Origin of the sequence: Clostridium acetobutylicum ATCC 824 (genome assembly GCF_000008765.1) — a bacterium.
GTDB classification, from domain to species: domain Bacteria; phylum Bacillota; class Clostridia; order Clostridiales; family Clostridiaceae; genus Clostridium_S; species Clostridium_S acetobutylicum.
The window spans coordinates 652,719-678,154 of sequence record NC_003030.1 but is presented as its reverse complement, the minus strand read 5'-3'; the positions used below and the strand labels follow the sequence as shown (position 1 = coordinate 678,154).

The window sequence follows — 25,436 nt, the reverse complement described above, 5'->3', positions numbered from 1 at the left end:
TTTCTCCCTTTATGTCTTAATTTATCTATAGTGCAGTATAATTTTCTCTTATAATAGCATCTTTAATATGCTGTATATATATACTTCTAAAATCATAAATCTCGCCTAAACCATGTTCATAAGTTTCAACCTTATATCCTTTATCTTTAAATATATTAACCCACTCTTCTTGCATATCTTTCTTTACGTGCTTTCCTGCTGTAACAAGAAGTGGAATTATCTTTACTTCACCTTTATATTTTTCTTTAAATTTGTTTTTTTCCATGTACTCAATTACATCTTCTACCTTTGGAAAACCTTCTAATGTAGCTATTACCACACTTGTAAATCCATGTTTTTTTATAAAAGAATCAAGCTTTAGATAGTATTCGTTAGACTCATGCATGGTTCCGTGGCACATAAAAACTGTTATCTTATCTTTTGGAATCATATCTTTTATTTTTTCTAGAAAAATTTCATAATCGTTGGGCTCATTCTTGTTGTTTCCTTTAAAGTATAAAACGGGTCTTCCAATCTTTAACCTTTCAAAATCTTTTAAATACTTATCTACTGTTCCTATAAGTTTTTCATATTCATATCCAGGTATCATATATATCGGTTGAATTATTACTTCTCTATATGCTTTATTTTTAAATTTATGCAAAGCTTTTTGAGGAGTATCAAAATCTATTCCTTCTGTTTCTTTTATTTTCTCTATAATTTTACTTGAAGTAAATGCCTGCAGTACCTCATAGTCTGGAAATTGCTTACATACTTCTTCCTTTATTTTGTCTATAGTACATGCTCTAGCATCCTTGTATATCGTTCCAAACCCTACAATTAAAATTCCTTTTTTCAATAGTAACATCACCTTTTATAAAATTAATGTTTACCTAAAAAGCATATAATTATAACATAAATAATAATAAATAAAATTTCAGATGAATACATGAGTATTATTGTTTTCGTTATATGAAAATCTGAAAGTTCATTTTTCTCTTCTCCAATAGTTGGCTTTTCTACAACTTCTCCAAAATATATATTAGTTCCACCAAGCATTATCCCACTAGCAGCAGCTGCTGCAGCTTCTGGATAAGCACAATTAGGACTTTTATGATTTTTTCTATCTCTTAACATTATCTTTATACTATAAAATATGTTTCCTCCTATTATTGGTGAAACCAGGCACATTATAATTCCTGTTACTCTTGCCGGTATAAAATTAAATAAGTCATCTATTTTTGCAGGAAAAAAGCCTATATATCTGTATTTAAAATTCATATATCCAAGCATAGAATCCATAGTATTTATACCTTTATACATCATAGCTAAAGGCGCTCCCCCTAACATTGCAAATAGAAGTGGAGCAATTATACCATCTGATGAATTTTCGGCTATTGTTTCTACATCAGCTCGTATTATTTCCTTCTTTGAAAGTCCTTCTGTCTGCCTTCCTACTATGTATGAAAGCTTTAATCTTGCATCCTCAATATCTTTCTTTTCAAGGGCAGTATATACCTTTTTCCCTTCCTTATGTAGACTTTTTGCCGCAAGTACAGTCCAAAGAAAAAAAATATTTATAACATGGTATATAACTTGAAACTTTTTAACACCTTGCAGTATTATAAATGGTATTAAAAAGCTTATGCTTGATACTATTATTACTATAAAACCTCCAAATACAAGAAGCCACTTATCTTGCTTAAAGAACCTTCTTCCAAGCTTTTCTAACATTTTTATTAATTTTCCTATATATATAACTGGATGTGGAAACCAATAAGGATCTCCAATAATCCAATCAATTATAACTGCTATTATTATATCTAACATTGTATAGACTCCTAATTTTCGTATTGTTACAGGAAAACAACTTATAATTTAATATTTCAATTATTTTCCCTATAACTTTAATTTTAACTTATAACTGATAACAATAGCAATACTCATAAATTAAATCTAATTTTAAACAAAAAGACTGCCACAAATAAAATTTCTAATTTGCAGCAGTCAATGTTCGAGAGAGTTAAAGAGTTTATCGATAATAATTATCATTATCAGTTATATCTTATAATTATTTTATCCTTATGTCAATATTATTTTAAAATATATTTATATAGGAAAATAAGACTACAAAGTCCTATTTTCCCTATAATGCAAATGATATATATTTATTTCACTTCACATATTTTTTTATTCTCATCACATACTATCCTGTACTCTTTTCCTTCAATAGTAGTTTTTAAAGTAACTTTACCCTTCCACAAGTTAACCACATATTTTAAGGTTTCCTCTGCATACTGCATATTAAGTTCCCTTCCATCGTAAAGATGCTCCAATATCAAATTGTTATCCTTTTTAGACAATTCTACAACTCTTATTACTGGTATACTATTCATACCACATCCTGAGCATATTGAGTTTCTTATATTTTTCCATCCCTCTTCATCTGCAACATTATCTATTATATATTCTCCTCTTCTTTTGGAAAATTCAAATAGATTTAATTCCTCACATAGTTCCCTAGTAAGATATTTTCTTATAAAAGATTCATCCCTCTCAATTTCTCTAACCTCAAAAATTTTATCTCTGCCATATCTATCTTCTATATCCTTTAAAATTTTAAAACCAAGGTAATAAGGGTTTAACGAGCCAAGAATAGGTGACAATACATCATTATGCCTTTTTAAGAACTCTAAATGAAGTCCATCTGGAAGCTTAAGCTCATTTAATATTGTATAATGCCAAAAACTCGCCCATCCTTCATTCATTATTTTGGTTTCAATTTGTGGAATAAAATAAGCAGTTTCCCTTCTCACAATTTCTATTACATTTCTTTCCCACTCTTGAAGATTACCATAGTTCTCTATAAAATATATAATGTCATCTTCCGGCTCTAAAGGTATCTTACTCAAATCTGGCTCTACAGGCTTTTCATAAGGTTCTATTATACTTCTAGGCTTATAGCTTGAATTATAATCTTGTATTATTTTATTTCTTATTTCTTCATAAGATAGTCTTTTCTCTCCTATTACTCTGTGAGTTTGATATCTTATTGCATGTGCTGCATCGAGAATTTTTTCCACCTTTTCATTTCCTATTGCTGGATTGTCTATATAATTTCTTATAGTATCAGCATCATTTTTAAACATATTAACAGTTTCACTGGCATCTGTACCTTCTCTAAAAAGCCTATTATTCTTAAAGAAATCATTGTGACCATAAACATGTGCCATAGTAAGAATTTGAAGTAGTAAAGTATTTTCTTTCATCAAATATGCTATGCATGGATTTGAGTTTATTACCATTTCATATGGAAGCCCAACAAGGTCATAACCATAAAGTGTTTTTTGTTTTTCATATGCCTTTCCATAGCTCCAATGTGGATATCTTGATGGCATTCCAGTATAAGCCTCCGCTTCAAGCATTCCATTATAACTTATGATTTCAAATTCCTGATTGTAATAATTAAGCCCCATTTCATTGACTATACCTTCAATTTTCTCATTCCAGGTTTCAAGCTCTTTTAACGTGTAGTCCCCCATATCTATCACTCCTTTAATTCCTTTATGAGCATTTTTTTAAGAACAGGCCATAAATCTTCCTTATTTCTTATGGTTGAAGATATGAAGTTTTTATCCTTTACATAATTATCAAACTTGTATTTCATCGTTCCTGAATATGAATAAGGTAAAATTTCAGCATAACCAATCATATTTGCAATTTCACAGAACTTTCTCATAGACTTTATTGCTCTTTCATCGTCCTCAGTGAAATTATCACCATCACTTACGTAAAATCCGTAAATATTCCACGTAGCTGGATTAAATCTTTCCTTTATTATATCCATAGCCGTATTTAATCCACTAGAAATATATGTCCCGCCCGATTCTACTTTGTGAAAAAATTCTGTTTCAGTTACTTCACGCCCAACTGTAGAGTGTGAAATAAACGCTATTTCCACATTAACATATTTCATTCTTATAAACTTAGAGAGTATGAAAAAGAAAGAACGTGCAAGATATTTTTTCGTACTATCCATTGAACCAGAACAATCCATTACACACATTATTGCTGCATTACATTCTTTTTTTGGCTTTTCTTTTATTCTATGATATCTTAAATCTTCTTCACTGAACGGTAATCTTTCTACCTTATCATCCTTACCTAATTCTTTTATTGCTCTTTTTCTTGACTGCTCTCTTTTTATTTTTTCTATAACTGTTCTTTTTTTAGCAAGCCTTGGCCTTATACCATACTTTTGATAACCTGCTTTTTTCTTTGAACTATCTGTTACTATTTCAGAATATTTCTTTTTATCAAGATTAGGCAAATTTAAGTCTTCAAGAAGATACGAAAAAACTTCTTCGATAGTTACTTCTGTTTCATAAATATCTTCTCCCTCGCTGTTTCCTGCACCTTTACCTTTTCCTTTAGAGCCATTGCCCATTTGCTCTTTTCCTATAATATCCCCTTTTTTTTCGTTTCCAGTTCCGCTTCCTACAGATGAACTGTTATTTCCATAAAGGAACTTATATTCTTTAAGGCCTCGTATTGGTATTTTTATTTTCTTACTTTTACTTTCTCCAATTATACTTTCTTCTGATACTATATCAGCAAGATTATCCTTAATAGCTTTTTCAACCAGTTCTCTATGTCTTCTCCTATCCCCTATAGTTCTATCATGTTCTGTAGGATTAATACTGTAATCTCTAAAAATTGCCATTCTATCAATCCTTCCACAAATTGTTAGCGGCATATTTTAATATAACATCACAGCAATAATCGCAATAGCCATTTCTTTTCATTTCTTCGACCATAGCATTATATTTTTCATCCTGCTCTTTATCTCTTACTCTTGATTTTGTTATTATTCTTGATAAATCTTTTACTGAAGAAGTAAGCTTCTTTTCAATAGCTTCTTTTAAAGGTTCATAAGCATCATATGCTATTTTCCCACCATTTCTAACTACATAGAACATATATGATGTAACATCTGTTCTAAAGCCCTTAGCTGAACTTTCAGATATACCTATCTGCTCTTCTATAGATCTCATAAATTTCTCATCTGGATTAAGCTCCTCTCCCGTTGCTTTATCCTTAAGTCTTGTTTTATTCACAAAAGCCTCTGCATTATCTAAGTAATTGTTAAATAAAGTTTCAGCTTGTTCTCTATAGCTGTGTATAAATGCTTTTGTTATTTCTTTTTCTAGGACTTTATTATATTCTTTTCTTATTATGTTTTGAACAAACCCCAAATACTTCTTCTTTTCATCATCTGCTATATCAAGATCTTTTACTGATCTTATAATATTTTCCATTATACCCAAAGGATTTATACAATCGTATTGTGAGCTTGAAAGAGCATTATCTATAGCTTTAATTATAAATCTTGTGGATATTCCATTCATTCCTTCTGTTATTCCCGCCTCTTCTCTAAGCTCGCTTATATCAACTTTTTTAGTTGTTCCATTCTCTACAATATCTTCACCATTATATATTTTAAGTTTTGTTATGAGGTCAACCTTTGAAGACGGTTTAAGTCTTGAAAGTACTGCGAACATAGCTGCAACACTTAATGTGTGCGGTGCTATATGAGCTGTAAAATTACTCTTTTTAAGTATCTTCTCATATATTTTTTTCTCTTCATTTAGTTCTAAACAATATGGCACCTCTATTTTTACTATTCTATCTAGAATTGCTTCATTAGTATGATCAGACTTAAACTTATTCCATTCTGCTTCATTGGAATGGGCTATTATAAGTCCATCAAAATATATCATTGCTCCTTTACCAGGAGATGGTATTGATTTCTCTTGTGTCGCTGTAATTATAGTATGAAGATATTCTACATCATTTTTAAATACCTCTATAAATTCTACAAGTCCTCTGTTACCAACATTAAAAGCTCCATTTAAGGAAAAAATCCTTGGATCATCCTCAGGATATAGATCCATTTTTGAAATATCTATGCTTCCTGTTAAAATTGATGTATCCTGATTATTTGGATCAACAGGTGGTACTACACCAATTCCTTTTCTAGATCTTATGGAAAATCCACTAGTAATTACAGGGAACTTTTCATATTCTCCATTATATTCATGCATAAGTCTATATCTGCAAACAGGGCATAGATCCCCTTCTATCTCCACTCCAAGAAGCTGCTCAAATTCCCCTCTTAAATGCTTTGGAATAAGATGAAGTGGCTCTTCTCTCATGGGGCAGCCTTTTAAAGAATATACCGGTTTTGCCTCCTCAAGAGCTCTTTTAATAGATTCAACTAAAGATGATTTTCCTGCTCCAACAGGACCTACAAGGTACAATACCTGCCTTGCTTCTTCACCTTTCATAGAAGCCGAATTAAAATAATTCATGAGCTTCATAATAACCTTATCTATACCAAAGAAATCATTTTTAAAGAAGTTATATCTCTTTATTGATTCATTTCCATAAATTTTTCTTATTCTATGATTTTCCTCGGGCTTTAAAACCTCAGAGCCTTTGCTCTTTATAATATCGTATATTCTTTTGTGGGCCAGCTTAACTATATCAGGGTTTTTCTTAACCATATCAAGATATTCTATAAATGTACCTTCAAACTTTGTTTTTCTTGAGCTAATTCTATCATTTTCTATGATTTCCTTAAAATCCATGAATGCACCTCCAATCATTTTATAACATCCAATTTATAAAGTAATTTTCCTAAAGTCTTAACTGGATAAATGAAATATCTATAATAAATATATGTATTTATTATTGTAAAATTACTGTATTGACATTTTTTAATTTAACTAATATAATAAAAACAAATTTAATGTAAAAATCTTATCAAGAGTGGTGGAGGGACTGGCCCTTTGAAACCCGGCAACCAGTATATTTTTTAATATATGTGGTGCTAAATCCTGCAGCAAACGCTGATAGATGAGAATAATCGCGAATGTAAAGCCCGAGGTTATTTCCAAGGGCTTTTTATTTTATCCTATTTTTTAAGGGGGCTAACTTATGAATTCTTCACTAAAGAATTTGTTAAATAACAAAATTTTAGTTTTAGATGGTGCTATGGGAACATGTATTCAATCCTTTAATCTAGATGAAGGCGACTTTAAAGGTTCCTTATCTTGTACATGTCATTCCAATCAAAAAGGAAACAATGATGTTTTAAATTTAACCAAGCCAGAAATAATAAAAGAAATCCACAAGAGATACCTTGAAGCTGGCGCAGATATAATAGAAACAAACACTTTTAACGCTACTGAAATATCACAAAAAGATTATAATATGCAAGATAAAATATATGATATTAATTTTAAGGGGGCAAAACTCGCAAAGGAAGCTTGTACTTACTACACAAAACTAAATCCTAATAAGCCTAGATTTGCTGCTGGTTCTATTGGGCCTACAAATAGAACTGCTTCTCTATCTCCAGATGTTGAAAATCCTGGTTTTAGAAATGTAACCTTTGATGAGCTATGTAATGCCTATAAACATCAAATAGAGGCTCTAATAGATGGAGGTGTAGACCTTCTTTTAATTGAAACTATATTTGATACTTTAAACGCTAGAGCAGCAATCTTTGCAGCAGAAACAGTATTTGAAAATAAAAAAATAAAACTTCCTATTATAATTTCAGGGACAATAGCTGATAAAAGTGGAAGAATATTATCCGGTCAAACTCTTGACGCTTTTGCAGAAAGTTTAAAAAACGAAAATATAATTGCTATAGGGCTTAATTGTTCCTTTGGTGCTGAAGAACTTATACCTTTTATAAAAAGACTCTCTGAAACACAAAATAGATATATATCCTTTCATCCAAACGCAGGACTTCCAAACTCCCTTGGTGAATATGAAGAACTGCCAGAGGAAACTGCTAGCATTGTAAAAAAATTAGCACTTGAAGGACATTTAAATATAGTTGGAGGCTGCTGTGGCACTACACCAGAACATATAAGAGCAATAAGCAGCGTAGTTAAAGGCATTTCTCCAAGAAAAGTTCCAAACTTGGAACCCAAAACAATTTACAGCGGACTAGAAAACATAAAAATTGATAAGAACAGTAACTTCATAAATATAGGCGAAAGAACAAATGTAGCGGGCTCAAGAAAATTCGCAAGGCTTATACGTGAAAAAAATTATGAGGAGGCTCTAACCATTGCAAGACATCAGGTTGAAAATGGTGCCCAAATTATAGATATAAATTTTGATGATGCACTTTTAGATGCTCGCTCTGAAATGGAAACATTTTTAAGACTTATTGCAAGTGAACCTGAAATATCAAAAGTTCCAGTTATGATAGACTCCTCTAATTTTGAAGTTTTAAAAGTTGGATTAAAGTCTATTCAAGGTAAAGCCATAGTAAATTCCATAAGTCTTAAGGTTGGAGAAGAAAAGTTCATTGAAGAGGCAAAATTTATAAAGAACTTTGGCGCTGGCGTAGTTGTAATGGCCTTTGACGAAGAAGGTCAAGCAGCTACTTATGAAAGAAAAATTGAAATCTGCAAGAGAGCTTATACTATTCTCACAGAAAAAGTTGAGTTTCCACCTGAAAATATAATATTTGATCCAAATATACTATCTATAGCGACAGGAATTGAAGAACATGACAACTATGCAGTTAATTACATAAAAGCTGTTAAATGGATAAAAGAGAATCTACCATACGCTAAAGTCAGCGGTGGAGTTAGCAACCTCTCCTTTTCTTTTAGGGGTAATGACGCAATAAGAAGAGCTATGCATTCTGTTTTCCTTTACCATGCAATAAACGCTGGAATGGATATGGGTATTGTTAATCCAGCAATGATTGATTTATATGACGATATAGATAAGGATCTTCTCGAAAAGGTTGAGAATGTTGTACTAAATAAATCATCTAACGCTTCTGAATCATTACTAGAATTTGCTCAAACGTATAAAAAGACGACTGAAACCTTAGAAAAGCACGAGGATGAATGGCGACAAAAAAGCCCAAGTGAAAGGTTGAGTTATGCTTTAGTTAAAGGAAATGTTGAATTTATTGAAGAAGATATAGAAGAAGCAAGAAAAGAGTATACAAATGCACTTGAAATTATAGAGGTTCCTTTAATGAATGGAATGAAAAAAGTGGGTAAACTTTTTGGAGAGGGAAAAATGTTTCTTCCTCAAGTAGTAAAAAGTGCTAGAGTTATGAAAAAGGCTGTTGAATGTCTTCTTCCCTATATAAACGAAGAAAAGTCTAAAAATCACAATAAAAGTGCTGGTAAGGTTGTATTTGCAACTGTTAAAGGCGATGTTCATGACATAGGCAAAAATATCGTATCTGTAGTTCTTTCCTGCAACAATTTTGAAGTTATAGATTTAGGAGTAATGGTTCCCCCTGAAACCATACTTGAAACGGCAAAACGTGAAAATGCAGATATCATTGCTTTAAGTGGTTTAATTACACCTTCTCTTAATGAAATGGCTTATGTAGCTGAAGAAATGAAAAGGCTTAATTTTGATATACCACTTATGGTGGGTGGTGCTGCTACCTCAAAAACTCACACAGCTTTAAAACTAGCTACGAAATATAAATATGTAGTACACAGTACTGATGCTTCAGATGCTGTTACCGTAGCCAAAAATCTAATGAGTGAAAACAAATTTACTTTCTTAGAAAAATTAAATGAAGAGTATTCTAAAATAAGAGAGACCTTCTCTACTAATAAGATTGAACTTATCTCCATTCAAAACGCAAGAAAAAACAGATTTACTATTGACTGGAATAAAACTAAAATAACTGAACCTAAATTTGTCGGTATAAAAAAATTACAAGCTGTACCTATAAATGAATTAAGAAAGTATATAGATTGGACTTTCTTCTTTACGTCTTGGGATATGGGAATGAATTACCCCAAAATAATGAAAGATCCTAAATACGGAGCTGAAGCTCAAAAACTCTTTAAGGATGCCAATGAAATGCTTGATTTATTGCAAAAAGAAAATTTAATCACTTGTAATGGAGTTTTTGGAATATTCCCAGCTAATTCTGTTAATGATGATATAGAAATCTACACTGATAAAGGAACTGTAACCATAAATACTCTTCGTCAGCAGCAGATACTTAAAGACAGCGATTATAAAGCTCTATCTGATTATATCGCTCCAAAGGGTATTGGCATCAAAGATTATATAGGTGGTTTTATTGTAACTGCTGGAATAGGTGCAAAGGAATATTCCGATAAATTAAAGAAAAAATGCGACGATTATGGAGCTACTATGCTTAAACTTATATGCGATAGACTTGCAGAGGCCTTTTCAGAACTTCTTCACCTAAGGGTAAGAAAAGAATACTGGGGATACTCTCAAGATGAAAACTTATCCTTAGAAAAACTTCTTAAAGGAAGTTACAGAGGGATAAAACCAGCTATTGGATATCCTTCTATTCCCGATCACTCTGAAAAAGCAAAGTTATTTGATTTACTTTTAGGTAAAACTTCAATAGGAGTGGAATTGACGGAAAGTTATATGATGAATCCAACTTCAAGTGTATGCGGTTTGTATTTTGCAAATGAACGAGCAAAATACTTTAATATAAATAAAATAGGAAAAGATCAACTTGAGGACTATGCTGTTCGAAGTAATAAAGACATTAATGAAATAAAAAAATTATTAGATACTCTGTTATAAAAATAGTGGAAGCCATTTTAGCTTCCACTATTTTTATTATGCACTAATAAATTACTCTTATTTTCTATAATTCATCCCCTAGTCAATTTTAAAAACACATAAGCATCAATAATAGTAAATATATATTTTTAATATTGCCCTTGATTTATTGCGTGCTATTCTCCTATTTACAAATATTAATTAAATTCACTTATCGATGCAAACATTGACATATACTCTTTTTCATTTTAAAATTACAAATACAATGAATTAATATAACAAGCAAAATAGTAAACAAAAAATTTTCCAAATGCATTAACCTTATTTATGGTTAATGTTAGAAATAATTTATAAAGGAGGCTAGAAAAGAACTTATTCCATAAAATAATTTAAGGGAGGGAACGATATATTTTTATATCGAATAGCAATGAAAAATAAGTTTAAAAAAATCATATCCATTACCTTAGGATTATCCTTAACTTTTGTAACTCAATTAAACCTAATTCCTTTTGGCAATGAGGTTACTGCTTTCGCAGCCGCCTTAAATACATCAAGGGTTTCAGTACATGATCCTTCAATAGCACAAGCTGGCGGAAAGTATTATCTTTTTGGATCACACAGAGCAGACGCAGTTTCCTCTGATTTAGCCTCCTGGAATTACTTCCAAACAAATATAAACAATGATTATGCAAATATTTTCTCAGTAGGTGGCAAATGGGCTGCTCATGGCAGTAATTCATACGATATCACCGGAAATCTATGGGCACCTGATGTTATATATAATCCACAAATGAAGAAGTGGTGTATATATATGAGTGTTAATGGTGACAAATTTTATTCTTCTATAGCTCTAGCAACATCTAATAATATAACTGGGCCATACAAATACGCTGGAACAATAGTTTACTCAGGCTTTACTAATTCTTCTTTAGCTAGCCAAACAGATTATTCAAAGGTTACAGGAACAAACAATGTTGCCAGTAGATACTTATCAAAAGGAGCTTGGAATTCATCTTATGGACCTAACGCAATTGATCCTTGTGTAAAGTATGATAAATCAGGCAATCTATGGCTTTCCTACGGTTCATGGTTTGGTGGTATTTTTATGTTAAAATTAGATAAGTCAACAGGTTTAAGAGATTACTCATACACTTATTCCACCAAAACCAACGCCTCTGATCAATACCTTGGTATAAAAATATCAGGAGGCTATGGAACCTGTGGTGAAGGTTCATATATTGTGTATGATAAAGCAACAGACTACTATTACTTATACGAATCCTACTGCGGACTTGATGCTACAGATAATTTTAGCGGATACCATATTCGTTTATTTAGATCCAAAAACATAACTGGTCCTTACACAGATGCAAAAGGAAATCCTGCAATATGTACAAGTGCTAATGATAATAAATCAAATAAAGGCATAAAGCTATTTGGAAACTACTATTTTTCTTCTCTTTCAAGTGTGAATGGTTCAGAATTAAGCTCTAAAGGATACATGTCAGGAGGACATAATTCAGCAATTATAGATACCTCTGGACAAAGATACCTTATTTATCATACAAGATTTAATAACGGAACTGAAGCACATCAAATTAGAGTGCATCAACAATTTTTAAATGAAGATGGCTGGCCAGTAACAGCAGTATACGAATATTTAGGAAGTCAAATTTCTAAGTCTGGCTATTCAAGCAATGACATTATTGGAACTTATGAATTTATTAATCACGGATTAAATGCAACTACAGCAAAAACCGGAATGTTAAAAACATCTAAAGTTTCATTAAACGCTAATGGCAGTATTTCTGGAGATTACACCGGAACTTGGGTAGAAAAGTCAGGCAGTTACTATTGCAACATGGTAATTGGCGGTATTACCTACAAGGGTATATTCTTCAAACAATATGACGAATCAGCTTCTCACAAAAATACTATGACCTTTTCGTTAATAGGTTCAAATAACGAATCTATTTGGGGTTCAAAAATTTCTGGCTCGACAATAAATCCTTCACCTAAGCTAGATGGCACTTACTACATAAAAAGCTCTTTAAGCGGAATGTACTTGGATGTTGCCAATGGTCAAAACACTGATGGAACTAATATAAGACAATGGACTCCTTTAAACAATAATGCGCAAAAATTCAAAATAGTATCTGACAGTGATGGATGTTATCACATATTAACAGGTGCTTCTAATTACAAAAGCTGTATTGATGTTACAAATAATTCATCCTCTAATGGATCTAATATCGAGGAATGGAGCTATTGGAATGGTGATATGCAAAAATTTAAAATTCAAAAAGTCTCCGAAAATAAATATGCTATTTTGACTAAGTCCTCAAACTTCAAATCTTGCCTAGACGTCTATAACATGAGTAAAGATTCTGGTGCCAATGTTTGTCAGTGGAATTATTGGGGTGGTAACGGACAACTCTGGGAACTAATTCCTAATTAAAATATTTTATATATAATAGCGGTAGCAATATTACACACCTTTTACTCTTAACTTCTCTTCTAACTTATAGGAAATCTTTAAAACAAAAGCATACTACATAAAAATCACATGTAGTATGCTTTTAGTTTTCTAATATTTTTGGGGAAAATTTAGAAAAGTATTGTTTCCAAGTATCCGATATACTTACCCTATAATCTCTCATCTCAATTATAATTTTGCTAACCTTAAAATGTTTGCTATAAGCCTAAAGGCATTTTACAGCAGTATATATAATGTATTAATATACATTATATATAAATTCTATTTACAGAATTCTAGGCACCCTATTCCTAGCTTTCTGTACCGAATTTATTTATATAAAGCCCATAACTCACCCTTTTATAAATATATATAATTTATTTCCCTTAGCCTGATACAACTGTACTCTATCCATTAAAACCTTCTGCACTTAAATTCTCTTTATTTAGGCCCTTAAACCAAAAACCCCATTATTCCATTTGCCCTTATTGCCTCATACACATTGTTGAAAGCATTTACCTATCATAACCTTGGACTTCTCTTATTTATTTTAGTAAAATAATTATTTGAGTAGGTTACATAAAATTTATCTTTATGCCAAATTAAATTTTCCTTTAAACGATTTTCCAAAATACTATTTGATATTGTTACCTTTATTCCACCATACACCTGCTCCAATAAATTCACTTGTAGGACTAAGCTTTAAAAAATCTTTATCTGTGCAAAGTACTTAAGTTGTACCTTTCATTTTATCTGCACTCTAAAATACATTTGATTTTACAGTTGCATCAGCACTTATTTTATCATTGGCAGAAGCTTTGTAAGACAAGCAGCTTGTTAAAATAGCAGTACCGTTATTAAACGCAAAGTTACTCCTTTTACTTGATCCATTGTTATAACCTGTACAATTAGTTAAACTTATTGAACCCGCATTACTATTGAAAGTAAATCCATGCTTTTTATTATTGAAGGAAACTCAATTTTTAACAACATGGCTTACCGCTATTTTATCTCCGCCTAATTTAAATCCGTTACCATCACTATACGCTGTAGATGTGCCATTAGAAGTTGCGCCGTTGTTATATGCCACACAATCCTTTATAGTAACCGGAGCTACAGCACCTTTTACTTCTATACCCCTTATATGCCAATAAGCTCCATTAACCTGAAGTCCTCTATCGTTGCTAACTTTACTTGGCTTACCACAAGTTTCAGATGAAGAAATTACCTTACCATTGTTATATGGCTGTATATTTTTAAATTTATCCACTTGACCGTCATTGCCTCTTTGAATTGTTATCTGATTATTGTAATTGTAAGTTCCCCCCATAACATATATGGCTCCACCTGGAGCAACCTTAGTTAATGCAGCCTCAAAAGTTGTAGGACTATTTAAAGTACCATCATTATTAAAACTTCTATTGGTCGAAACATATACATCTCCCATTACAGAATCTGCTTTTACGAAATTACTATTAAATACAGACATAGATGCGGTAGCTGCAATTATGCACAACGCAATCAATTTTGATGGTCTTTTTTTAGACATTATAACCCCCCCTTCTAATTTCATTAAATACAACAAAACTTTCCCTAACACTTAAAGATTATATTAAACTTTTACTCTATTGTAAAATTATATTCTTACTGGTAAAACGCTTATAATCGCTATAATTAAAGTATTAAATACAAAATACTGTATATATTAAAATAAATCTATTACATGTGAACGTTAACTCACTTTGACATAAATAAAATAGAGTTTTATTAAAACTCCATTTTATTTTCTTGTATTTAATTGTCAATATCAATATTTCCTGCTGAATTTTTCAATTTAATAACATTATTACTTTCCCCGACACTTCCCTTTACTTCTTTTTCTACTCCGCCTCCGCTGCTACTTAAAGGGAAATCGCAATCTACGTCTCCTGCACTTGCATACGCATCTAACTTAAACTTAGAATCCTTAGGAATTATTAATTTTATATTTCCTGCCGAACTTTTAAAATCGATATTATTATTAAATTTACTATAACTTATATCAGTATTTCCTGCTGAATTTTTTCCTTGAATATCACCACTAAACTCTTCTAATTTTATACTTCCTGCTGAAGCATCTATTGTAGATGTTTTGCATACAATACTTTTACCGTTTATATCTCCAGCACTATCTTTTAAAGTTAATTCTGCTGATATATTTAAATTTTCTAATTCCATTTTCCCTGCACTTGATTTAGCATACATTTTATTTAAATTTAAATCCTTTATACTTGTATCTCCTGCTGAAGAATCCACCTCCATATCACTTTTATAAGCTTCTGGAATAGTAATATTTAATTTAACATCCGATTTATTTGTAAAATCAAATATGTGTATGGATGGTCCTTTTCTTTTAAAGTTTATATACAAAGTATCTCCGTCTTTATAGCAATCCAATTTAGGTATATTGCTAGATGTGGAGCTTACGTTTCCTAAAGCCTCAGCAGTTACATTAACCTTATATCCCCTTGAAACATACACATCAGCTGCTGAAGAATCCACATATATTTTTGAAATACCATTCGTATTTATTTCTTTTCTCTCATTCACTTTATAATCCTTATCGGCAATTTTTAATAAACTACCATGTCTAAAAGATAATGCCATTGCTATTCCGTAACTAATTAAACAAATTCCAACAAGGTATAAAACTATTTTCTTTACATTAACCTTCAACTTTATCACTCCTAACCTTTAATCACTTTTATATTCCATTTAATATATTTAACAGTAAGAACTATTGCAATTTTAACTACATAAAACATTGCTATGCACATTAAGAGTCCTAAAGCCAAAGTTCCTATACCTCCAAAGAAAACTGCAACTCGCGACAATATATCAGGTGTTTGTATATAAGGTATAAACCATCCTCCAAATACACTTGCAAAAACAAGCGCTAAACCTGATACTGTTACAGCAAAAGCACCTATACAAACTCCAATCACAGCTGATATTACGCCTATATAAATCCATAAAACAAATATGAAATTAAACATAAGCAATCCAATAAAAGTAACAATAGAGCCTCCAACTGACTTTTGGCTTCCGTACACATTTACTTTATCCATGCCATTTGCTTCTCTATACTGATTTGCTATATCAATAGGGCTCCCAAGTTCCTTTGCTATTTCATCTTCGCTTTTTCCATTTTCTTGCCCAATTCTAAAATGCTCTTCATAATCGTATAATATATCCTTTTTCTCTTCTTGCCCAAATCCTTCAAGATATGATTTAAGCAAATCGAGAAATTCTTTTTTACTCATGCTGCTGTGCCCCCTTCAATATACTATTTACACCTTCAACAAATTCCATCCATTCTTCTACCAGCTTTTGTTTTTCTTCTCTTCCAAGCTCAGTTAACTTGTAATACTTTCTAGGTGGTCCTTCCGTAGACTCCTGCAAGTAAGTTGTAAAAAAGCCCTCCTTGCTAAGCCTTCTTAAAAGAGGATATATAGTTCCTTCCGAAATTTCTATACTTTTAGAAATTTCATCTACAAGTTCATATCCATAACAATCTTTTCTATCTAATATCGAAAGAACACACAATTCCAAAATTCCTTTTTTTAGCTGAGTATTCATGACATTTTACTCCTAACTATAGGAAAACCAATTTTTTAAAAAATGAATCTCCTATTATATTATTATTCTTTTATATATTCTTTCCACAACTATAGTATAACATTTAGTACTGTTTAATACAAGATACTAAGTTAAAATAAATACCCCAAACTTATTTCAGGGGTATTTATTTTAACTTAGTAAATTATTTTACGGTAACATCCGCAGCTTTCTCGGAATTTTTAACGTTTCCTAATTTAACATCTATATTTCCTACAACATCCATGTTAGTTACAATCACTGGAGTTATAAGGTTTTTACCTTTGCTCTTTATAAACTCAGTATCTAAAGTTAAAATCAAATCTCCTTTTTTAACTTTATCTCCTTGTTTTACATGTGCTGTGAAACCTTCACCATTTAATGCTACAGTATCAATTCCAACATGTATTAAAAGTTCAAGTCCGCCTTCTGTTGTTATTGCAAATGCATGCTTAGTTGGGAATAAAACTGATACTTCTCCATCAGCTGGTGAGTGTACTTCATTTCCTGAAGGTATTACTGCAAAACCGTCTCCAAGCATTTTTTCAGCAAATGTACTATCCGGAACACTCTCAATACCAACTACTTCTCCATCAGCTGGACTTAAAAGTTCGTGTGCACCTTTAGAAATTTGCTTATCCTCTTGAACTTCTTCTTCCTTATCTGAATCATCTTCAACATATCCACCATTTTGTATAATTGCTTTTATGTCATCTTTTATTCTTTCAGCTTCAGTTCCAAAAACTACTTGAACACTATCTTCTGCTGTCATTACTCCAGCTGCTCCAAGAGCTTTAAGTGTAGCTTTATCAACCAAAGAAGGATCATTTAAGTTAAGTCTTAATCTTGTTATACATGCATCAAGTACTTTTATATTATCTTTTCCGCCTATAGCTTCAAGCACCTTAGCTGCCTTAGCTTTTCCTTTTACATTTATCTTCTTAACACCTTCTGCATCATCATCTTCTCTACCTGGTGTCTTAATGTTCATTGCTTTAATTGTGAAGTAGAATACAACAAAGTACAATACAAAGAACCCTATACCTACAAGCCATATAAGTAATGGATGACCTGCATATTTGAATCCTAAAACATAATCTATGAAGGATGCTGAGAAAGTATACCCTAATCTTATGTGTAAATAACTTGTAATAAGACCAGATGCGAATGCAGCAAGTACGTGGAACACAAATAATACTGGAGCAACAAATATGAATGAGAATTCAATTGGCTCTGTAATACCTGTTACAAATGCTACAAATGCTGCTGAAATCATCATTCCAGCCATTTCTTTTCTCTTTTCTTTTTTAGCAGCTGCAATCATAGCTAGAGCAGCTCCTGGAAGACCAAACATTAGTATTGGATACTCTGCTGCCATGAAGTTTCCGGCAGTAGGATCCCCATGGAAGTATCTTGCTGTATCTCCTACATAAGTAACTCCATTTGAAACAAAGTGACCAAATTGATATAAGAACAATGGATAATAAATGTGATGAAGTCCTAGTGGAATTAAAAGTCTTTTTCCTCCAGCATACATTGCAGGTCCAATTGGTGATGTAGTTGCAAATGCTGCTAGTGAATTTATTCCAGCTTGTATTGGCAACCAAATATTTACTCCTATAGTTGCAATAATAAGAGCTGAAATTGAAGTTATAATTGGAACGAAACGTTTTCCACCAAAGAAACCCAAAACTTGAGGCATCTTTATATCATGGAACTTATTATATAAAATAGCTGCTGTAAGACCGATTATTATACCGCCAAAAACACCCATACTAATAGTTGTTTTAGTTACAATGTTACTGTATTCTTGAGTTTTTTGAAATGCTGCAAGCGTCATATGATGTGAAGCTGCCGCTGTTTTTGCTAAAGCTGCTGCTGCCGTATCACCTGCTGTTTTTTCAACCGCCTCAAGTATTAGTTCTCCAATTACAGCTGCAAGTGCTGCAACACCTTCTCCGCCTGAAAAACCTATAGCAACTCCAACCGCAAAAATTAAAGGTAAATTATTAAAAATAGCATTTCCTGCTGCTTGAACATAAGGCATATTAAGCAAATCTGGCTGTCCAAGTCTCAATAGAATTCCAGCCGCCGGTAGAACAGATACTGGAAGCATTAAAGATTTACCGATTTTTTGAAGTACGGCAAATATCTTATTACCCATAAAGTATTCCTCCTAATTTTATCTTTAAAATTTATTTTGTATCATTTTTAAGCGCATATACCTACAAAAAAATATAACACGAGCCCATTAAAAGAATTTCCTAAGTAAAATTCTTTTAAAAAGCTCGTGCCTAATTTAATAGTAACACTGCCTAAAGTTCCTTTAATCTCTTAAGATGCATAGCGATATATCCTATTTCATCTTCAGGAACTGATACAGAAAATAAATTTTCTAGTTTTATAGCAACCTTAATTGCTAAATCGTATTCATTATATAATTGTTTTTTTATACTGTCAAGTAAAAGATTTTTTATAGTTTTCTTATTTTTAATTCTATCTAACACAAAATTTATATGAGTTACAGTCCTTTCATAAGCTAGAGAACTCTTATCTATATCCTTATTTAAAGCAGATGAAATGAACTCCATAACCTTACCTATTTTTCTCATATACTCAACAGTGTCGTTCACATCTTTTCTCTCTATTGCTGCATTAATATGCATGGATATGAATCCAATTTCATCTTTAGGCAGCTTTGTAGTGAAGTTTTTATTTATCATATCTAATGCCTTCTCTGCAAGCTTATATTCCTTTGGGTATAATGCAACAATTTCATTCAAAAATGGGTTTTCTATTTTTATGCCCTTTTTTATTCTAGTAAATGCAAAATCAATGTGATCAGGTAATGATGTATGAATTGCTTCATTTAGCTTTATCCCTAATTCATTTTCACATAAGAATATTATCTCTTCACAAATTCCTACTATTTTACTATCTATCTTTTTTAACACTATATCGAATTTACTTTCCCCTAATGATTGCTTTATAAAGACGTTTTCAATTTTGTTCTCAGGAATACGGCTTCCTTTCTTTGCATTGAAACCAATTCCTTTTCCTACTATTATAAATTCATACTTGTCTTTTACAGCAATAACCACATTATTATTCAGAGCTTTCTTTACAACATAACTTACCATAAGCGTGCTACCTCTCTTAATGCTTATAATCTATTTAACACATTATAAAAAACATATCGCTTTTATTATATTATCACTAATATTGATTAAATACAATTTACAATGCTCACTCAAAGTTGTATAATAGCATAAAACATTGCATAATTATTAACCGTTTACATTGCAATATACTCAGATACCCATAATTTTAACGGAGGGATTATAAATGAATAAAAAACTAAGGGTTGGTTTACTTGGTGGTACAGGTCTTGTGGGACAAAGATTTGCTACCTTACTAGATAATCATCCATATTTTGAAGTAACATGCATTGCAGCAAGTCCACGTTCTGCAGGTCAAAAGTATTCTGATGCTGTAAAAGGAAGATGGAAGCTTGACATACCTATGCCAGAATATATAAAAGATTTTATTGTAAAAGATATTTATGATATCGATGAAATTTCAAAGGAAGTTGATTTTGTCTTTTGTGCTGTAAATATGGACAAGAGCGAAATTAAAAAAATAGAAGAGAATTATGCAAAACACGAAATACCAGTGGTATCTAACAATTCTGCACACAGATTTACAGAAGACGTTCCAGTAATAATTCCAGAAATTAATCCTGAACATCTTGATATAATTCCAAAGCAAAAGGAAAGATTGGGAACAAAAAAGGGCTTTATAGTTGCAAAACCAAATTGTTCAATTCAAAGCTACGTTCCTGCAATAAGCGCACTTTTGGAATTTAAACCAACAAAAATATTAGTCTGTACTTATCAAGCTATCTCTGGAAGCGGAAAAACCTTTGAACAATTTCCTGAAATAGTAGATAATACAATCCCTTATATTCCTGGAGAAGAACAAAAAAGCGAAGATGAACCTTTAAAGGTTTGGGGACATATAGAAGGAAATAAAATAGTTTCGAAAAAAGATCCTTTAATAACTTCACAATGTATTAGAGTTGCAGTTTCAGACGGACACCTAGCAGCAACCTTTGTTTCTTTTGAAAATAAGCCTACAAAAGAACAAATAGTCGAAAAATTAAAAAATTATAAGGGTAAACCTCAATTGCTTAATCTCCCAACTGCCCCTGAACAATTTATAACCTACTTTGAGGATGAATTCAGACCACAGCCAAAGCTTGATAGAAATATCGAAAAAGGTATGGGCATAAGCATTGGAAGACTTAGAGAAGATACTCTCTTTGACTATAAATTTGTAGGTCTTTCTCATAACGCTTTAAGAGGTGCAGCCGGAGGAGCTGTTTTAACTGCTGAATTATTATACAAAGAAGGATATTTATATTAAAACAAAGCGAGAGACTATATAAAATCTCTCGCTCTTATTATTTTTCGCTAACATAGCATATCCAATTATTTTCTTCCTTAATTTCCATTTCAACGTTTAAGTATCCTGCATTTTTAAGAAGACTTTTTAATTTTTCAGGAGAATATATTTTCATATTACTATTTTTAGCAAATTCATTATTTCTTTCTCTAAATTTATCATCATCATATATTTCGTTTATTATAATGAATTTACCACCTTTTTTTAAAACTCTATTGACTTCTTTTATATTTTCTTCTACATTTGGCCAAAAATATATAGTCTCAACAGCAGTTACAACATCAAACTTATTATCCTCAAAAGGCAATTTTTCAACACTTGCTTCACTAATATGAACTCTTCCCTCTTTAATTAACTCTTTATTGTACTCACTTGCCCATCTAACACAATCGGAAGAATAGTCTATTCCATAAACCTCTCCTTCTTCTGCTGCCTTACTTAATCTATTTACAGTTCTTCCTCCACCGCATCCGATGTCCAACATTTTATAAGCTTTATCAATTTTAATTTTATCTAGTCCCCAACCTGTAAGCTCGTAATGTCTTTCATTCATATCATCAACTACAACTTTCCCTTGATCTCCAACAGGTTTTTTACACTGATTTAATCTTCTAGCTAGTTCACTCATTTCTAAAACCTCCATCTTTAAACTGCTATATTTATAAAAGCAAGCTTCATAATATCTTTCTTTTAATGATAATCATTATCATATATACCAAGTTTAAATGAATTTTAATATTTTTTCAAGTAGTTATTGATATCAATATCCACATAATCACATATTTCTTTAATTTCAACTATAGTATTCTCATTTATAGGTATTCCATTCTCCATTCTATCCTCATAAGCCTCAAGTTCTTTTTCTCCGTGTGTGTATATCCTTGAAGCACCATATGCCTTTTTTGAATTTCTAATCTTTTGCATATAGGCTGACATTCTTTTCTCTATAGCATTTTTATCATCAAATAAACCATAATCTATAGCAGCAAAAGCATGGCACACACCATTAGTATTATTATTACCACGTATTTCGTCGCTGGTAAGTCCACCTGACAGGATAGACGTAAACATTTCAACAGCAAAAGAGATTCCGTATCCTTTATGTCCACCAAAAATCTCTGTATCTCCTCCAAGCGGCAAAAGTCCACCTGTATTTCCATTTGCTAATTTCAAAACTTTATCTGGATTATCTGTTTTTCTTCCCTCATCATCCATAGCCCATCCATAATTAAGTTTCTGATTATTTTTACTGTAAACCTCAACCTTTCCTCTTGTGATAACGCTTGTTGCCATGTCAAGTAAAAACGGTATTGGTCTTGCAGGCATTGCAATAGAAATAGGGTTAGTCCCAAGCATTTGCTCTCTTCCATATGTAGGCAACACAATGGCTCTAGTATTTGTCATAGCTATTCCCATAAGCCCTTTTCTCTCAGCCATCCTACTGTAATATCCCGCTATACCAAAATGATTGGAATTTTTAACAATAGCCATACCTATCCCTGTCTTTTTTGCCTTATCAATAGCCCTCTCCATAGCTTTCTTTGATATTATTTGTCCCATTCCCCCATCTCCATCAATAACTACAGACACAGGTGATTCTTTTACTATATTCATATGATTTTTAACCTTTATGCTTCCATTTCTTATTCCCTTATAATACAATGTAAGTCTTTGCACTCCATGAGATTCTATCCCAAACAAATCCGCTAGAAGCAGCACTTCCCCTATTGTATAGCTGTCCTCTTTTGTATAGCCAAGCCTTTGAAAAACCTCTAGGCATAAATTCAATAGACCTTCATATTTATATTTACTATAACCCACTCTATCACCCCATAAATTCATACTTCATTGTATATTTTATCACATTTATACATAGAACTTACAAATCTCACTTGAATAATTTAACAAATAAACTTATTGTTTCCTCTCTGCTTTCAGCCCATATTTCACCGTTATGTAACTCAACTATGCTCTTTGCTATTGCAAGACCCAAACCACTTCCCCCTGTGGCTTCAGATCGTGATTTATCCCTCCTATAGAATCTATTAAAGATTTTTTTAAGCTCTTGATTATTTATATGTTCACATTCATTTTCCACAGTCACTATAACATAAGCTTTTTGATCTTCAACCTTTAATTTTATCTTCCCAGGTTTTTTACTATATCTTATAGCATTCATAAGTAAGTTTTCAAACACCCTGACCATCTTATCTCCATCTACTTTTACAAAAATATTCTTTTCAGTTATTTCCTTTTCAATCTCTGTATTATTTTCTTTGCATATTACATATAGCTCCTCTACTAATTGCTCCAAAAGCTCATCTAGGCATATGCTTACTTTATTTAGTTCTATAACTCTATTACTTAATTTTGTATACTCAAATAAATCATTTATAAGATTTTCTAATTTTTCTGATTTATTGTAAGCAATTTCTATAAAATCTTGAAATTCATTAGAATCCCTATATTTTTTATCCTTTAAAAGAAGCAAATATCCTTTTACTGAGGTTAAAGGAGTTCTTAAGTCATGAGATACATTTGTTATAAGATCATTTTTAGTTTTTTCAGCTTCTCTTTCTTTTTCAATTCTTTTTTGAAGCTCACTTGCCATAGAATTAATATTATCCGCTAAATTCTTTAATTCATCTTCTCCCATTAGCATTATCCTATAATCCAAATTTCCCTTTGAAATCTCCACAAGCCCGTTTGATACGCTTTCTATATACTCCATCTTCCTATTAGTTAAGAAGTAGAAAATAAAAACAAAAGTTATAACAGCTATAATTCCAGATAAAAAAGGGCTATATCCTGGTCTTATGTATGTAATCTTTTGTTTTGGAATTCCACTAACTATAATATAAGCATTTTTATTATCAATTTTTATTCCATCAATTTCATTGTACTGTTCAACACTTTCAAGAGATATTGTTTTTTTAATAATACCATTAACTGTATTAATTACGGTTGCTTTGTCATATTCTCTTTTAAATTTTTCAGACTTCACTATTAAATCATGTATATCTATTTTTTTCTCTTTTGCATTGCTTGACTTAAATAAAACCTTTCCTTCTGTATCTGTTAAATAAACCTTTATATCATCCTTTGCTCCACTATCTATCATTTTATTTATCTCATCGCTTGAATTTTTACCATCTAACATACCCTTCAAGTCTTCCATATCAGAAGAAATCCTTTGTATTCCAGAGCTATAATCAACTTCCGCCATCATATGTTTATCGTTATAATATCCTGTATACCAACTTCCAAGTATAAATGCCGCTAAAAGGCATATGCCAAATGTAACCACCAGTTCAAGCCTTATACTTTTTACTACCTTTTTTTTAGAAAAACTGTACAGTTTCAAAAATGGCTTAAATATTTTTTTCAATTTTATAACCAACTCCCCAAACGGTTTTTATATACTCAGGCTTCCTAGGATTTTTCTCAATTTTTTCTCTTATTTTTCTTATATGGACCATCACTGTGTTATGACAATCATAAAATTCTTCATGCCAAACACTCTCATATATCTTCTCTGTGCTAAAGACTACTCCCTTATTTCTCGAGAGCAATACTAATATATCAAATTCTCTTTTAGTTAGACTTACTGTCCTATCCCCAATTTTCACTTCATGTGTGTCTGTATTTATAGTAATTTCACCTACTTCAATGTTTGCACTATTACTTTCATAGGTACTATTCAACTTAGTATATCTTCTAATTTGTGATTTTACTCTAGCTATAAGCTCAAGAGGATTAAAAGGCTTTGATATATAATCGTCTGCTCCCGTTGTTAATCCTAATATCTTATCCATATCCTCCCCCTTTGCTGAAAGCATTATAATTGGTGTATTTTTATCTTCTCTTATTTTCATACAGGTTGTAATTCCATCCATTTTAGGCATCATAATATCTAGTAAAACTAATTGAACTTCTGTGTCCTTTAATATCTCCAATGCCTCCACTCCATTTTCTGCCTTTATAACATTAAAACCCTCATTATTTAAATATATACCTATAAGATCTCTTATCTCCTTTTCATCATCAACAACTAAAACAGTTCTACTTTCCATAAATCTGCCCCTTTTTTATAAAATTTTAATTACTACATATCATTATATAGAATAACTATTTTTTTTACTATGCATCTTCTTTTATAATAATTAAACTTAAGAAAATTTTAAGATTTCTATAAACCTAATCTTAAGCTCAATACTATATAATGATATTATTAAATCAAGGTAAAACTTTTAAGGAGGATTAA

General features: G+C 31.4%; 18 protein-coding genes and 1 riboswitch. Of the genes, 3 read left to right on the top strand and 15 right to left on the bottom strand.

What is annotated here, in order from left to right:
* Positions 1-25: 25 nt before the first annotated feature.
* The 5 genes from CA_RS03185 to CA_RS03165 all read right to left on the bottom strand — a co-directional run bounded on the left by CA_RS03185 (position 26) and on the right by CA_RS03165 (position 6,629).
* Positions 26-847, bottom strand: coding sequence for a sirohydrochlorin cobaltochelatase (locus CA_RS03185; RefSeq protein WP_241393850.1), 822 nt, complete (start codon positions 845-847; stop codon positions 26-28).
* Between the two features lie 14 nt (positions 848-861).
* Positions 862-1,809, bottom strand: a complete 948-nt coding sequence (cbiB, locus tag CA_RS03180; protein WP_010963902.1) for an adenosylcobinamide-phosphate synthase CbiB — start codon at positions 1,807-1,809, stop codon at positions 862-864.
* Positions 1,810-2,147: 338 nt separating this feature from the next.
* Positions 2,148-3,521, bottom strand: a complete 1,374-nt coding sequence (locus tag CA_RS03175; RefSeq protein ID WP_014518852.1) for a SpoVR family protein — start codon at positions 3,519-3,521, stop codon at positions 2,148-2,150.
* A gap of 5 nt (positions 3,522-3,526) precedes the next feature.
* Entirely contained in the window at positions 3,527-4,702 is a 1,176-nt protein-coding gene (gene yhbH / locus CA_RS03170) for a sporulation protein YhbH (protein WP_010963900.1), read from the bottom strand.
* A gap of 4 nt (positions 4,703-4,706) precedes the next feature.
* Positions 4,707-6,629, bottom strand: coding sequence for a PrkA family serine protein kinase (locus CA_RS03165; protein ID WP_014518851.1), 1,923 nt, complete (start codon positions 6,627-6,629; stop codon positions 4,707-4,709).
* 169 nt (positions 6,630-6,798) lie between these two features.
* Positions 6,799-6,904: riboswitch (SAM riboswitch) on the top strand.
* Positions 6,905-6,978: 74 nt separating this feature from the next.
* Between CA_RS03165 and metH the strand changes: the two genes are divergently transcribed.
* Together metH and CA_RS03155 are read left to right on the top strand one after the other, a co-directional pair.
* The gene (gene metH, locus CA_RS03160; RefSeq protein WP_010963898.1) at positions 6,979-10,617 is read left to right on the top strand and encodes a methionine synthase; all 3,639 of its coding nucleotides are present in this window, start codon (positions 6,979-6,981) and stop codon (positions 10,615-10,617) included.
* Positions 10,618-11,023: 406 nt separating this feature from the next.
* Positions 11,024-13,054 carry an RICIN domain-containing protein gene (locus CA_RS03155; RefSeq protein WP_010963897.1) on the top strand — a complete coding sequence of 677 codons (2,031 nt, stop codon included), beginning with the start codon at positions 11,024-11,026 and terminating at the stop codon, positions 13,052-13,054.
* Between the two features lie 994 nt (positions 13,055-14,048).
* Here the strand turns inward: CA_RS03155 and CA_RS03140 are convergent.
* The 6 genes from CA_RS03140 to CA_RS03115 all read right to left on the bottom strand — a co-directional run bounded on the left by CA_RS03140 (position 14,049) and on the right by CA_RS03115 (position 19,848).
* Positions 14,049-14,621: a hypothetical protein gene (locus tag CA_RS03140; RefSeq protein ID WP_014518850.1), complete on the bottom strand. Its 573-nt coding sequence runs from the start codon at positions 14,619-14,621 to the stop codon at positions 14,049-14,051.
* Between the two features lie 245 nt (positions 14,622-14,866).
* The gene (locus CA_RS03135) at positions 14,867-15,796 is read right to left on the bottom strand and encodes a DUF4097 family beta strand repeat-containing protein (protein WP_242663041.1); all 930 of its coding nucleotides are present in this window, start codon (positions 15,794-15,796) and stop codon (positions 14,867-14,869) included.
* 2 nt (positions 15,797-15,798) lie between these two features.
* The gene (locus CA_RS03130; protein WP_010963893.1) at positions 15,799-16,374 is read right to left on the bottom strand and encodes a DUF1700 domain-containing protein; all 576 of its coding nucleotides are present in this window, start codon (positions 16,372-16,374) and stop codon (positions 15,799-15,801) included.
* The gene (locus tag CA_RS03125; RefSeq protein ID WP_010963892.1) at positions 16,367-16,690 is read right to left on the bottom strand and encodes a PadR family transcriptional regulator; all 324 of its coding nucleotides are present in this window, start codon (positions 16,688-16,690) and stop codon (positions 16,367-16,369) included. The genes CA_RS03130 and CA_RS03125 overlap by 8 nt, the downstream gene beginning before the upstream one ends.
* 184 nt (positions 16,691-16,874) lie before the next feature.
* Positions 16,875-18,872 carry a glucose PTS transporter subunit IIA gene (locus CA_RS03120; protein ID WP_010963891.1) on the bottom strand — a complete coding sequence of 666 codons (1,998 nt, stop codon included), beginning with the start codon at positions 18,870-18,872 and terminating at the stop codon, positions 16,875-16,877.
* Positions 18,873-19,023: 151 nt separating this feature from the next.
* Positions 19,024-19,848 (bottom strand): PRD domain-containing protein, encoded by an 825-nt coding sequence (locus CA_RS03115; RefSeq protein WP_010963890.1) that lies wholly within the window; start codon positions 19,846-19,848, stop codon positions 19,024-19,026.
* A gap of 205 nt (positions 19,849-20,053) precedes the next feature.
* On the opposite strand from CA_RS03115, the gene asd reads away from it, so the two are divergent.
* The gene (gene asd / locus CA_RS03110) at positions 20,054-21,133 is read left to right on the top strand and encodes an aspartate-semialdehyde dehydrogenase (protein WP_010963889.1); all 1,080 of its coding nucleotides are present in this window, start codon (positions 20,054-20,056) and stop codon (positions 21,131-21,133) included.
* Positions 21,134-21,170: 37 nt separating this feature from the next.
* Here asd and CA_RS03105 read toward each other — a convergent pair whose 3' ends face one another.
* From CA_RS03105 to CA_RS03090, 4 genes are all read right to left on the bottom strand, one after another.
* Positions 21,171-21,800: a class I SAM-dependent methyltransferase gene (locus CA_RS03105; RefSeq protein WP_010963888.1), complete on the bottom strand. Its 630-nt coding sequence runs from the start codon at positions 21,798-21,800 to the stop codon at positions 21,171-21,173.
* A 104-nt stretch (positions 21,801-21,904) separates the two neighbouring features.
* On the bottom strand, positions 21,905-22,993 hold the full coding sequence (locus tag CA_RS03100) for an Ldh family oxidoreductase (RefSeq protein ID WP_014518848.1): 1,089 nt from the start codon (positions 22,991-22,993) through the stop codon (positions 21,905-21,907).
* Positions 22,994-23,060: 67 nt separating this feature from the next.
* On the bottom strand, positions 23,061-24,560 hold the full coding sequence (locus tag CA_RS03095; RefSeq protein ID WP_010963886.1) for a sensor histidine kinase: 1,500 nt from the start codon (positions 24,558-24,560) through the stop codon (positions 23,061-23,063).
* Positions 24,544-25,245, bottom strand: coding sequence for a response regulator transcription factor (locus CA_RS03090; protein WP_010963885.1), 702 nt, complete (start codon positions 25,243-25,245; stop codon positions 24,544-24,546). The genes CA_RS03095 and CA_RS03090 overlap by 17 nt, the downstream gene beginning before the upstream one ends.
* Positions 25,246-25,436 lie beyond the last annotated feature (191 nt).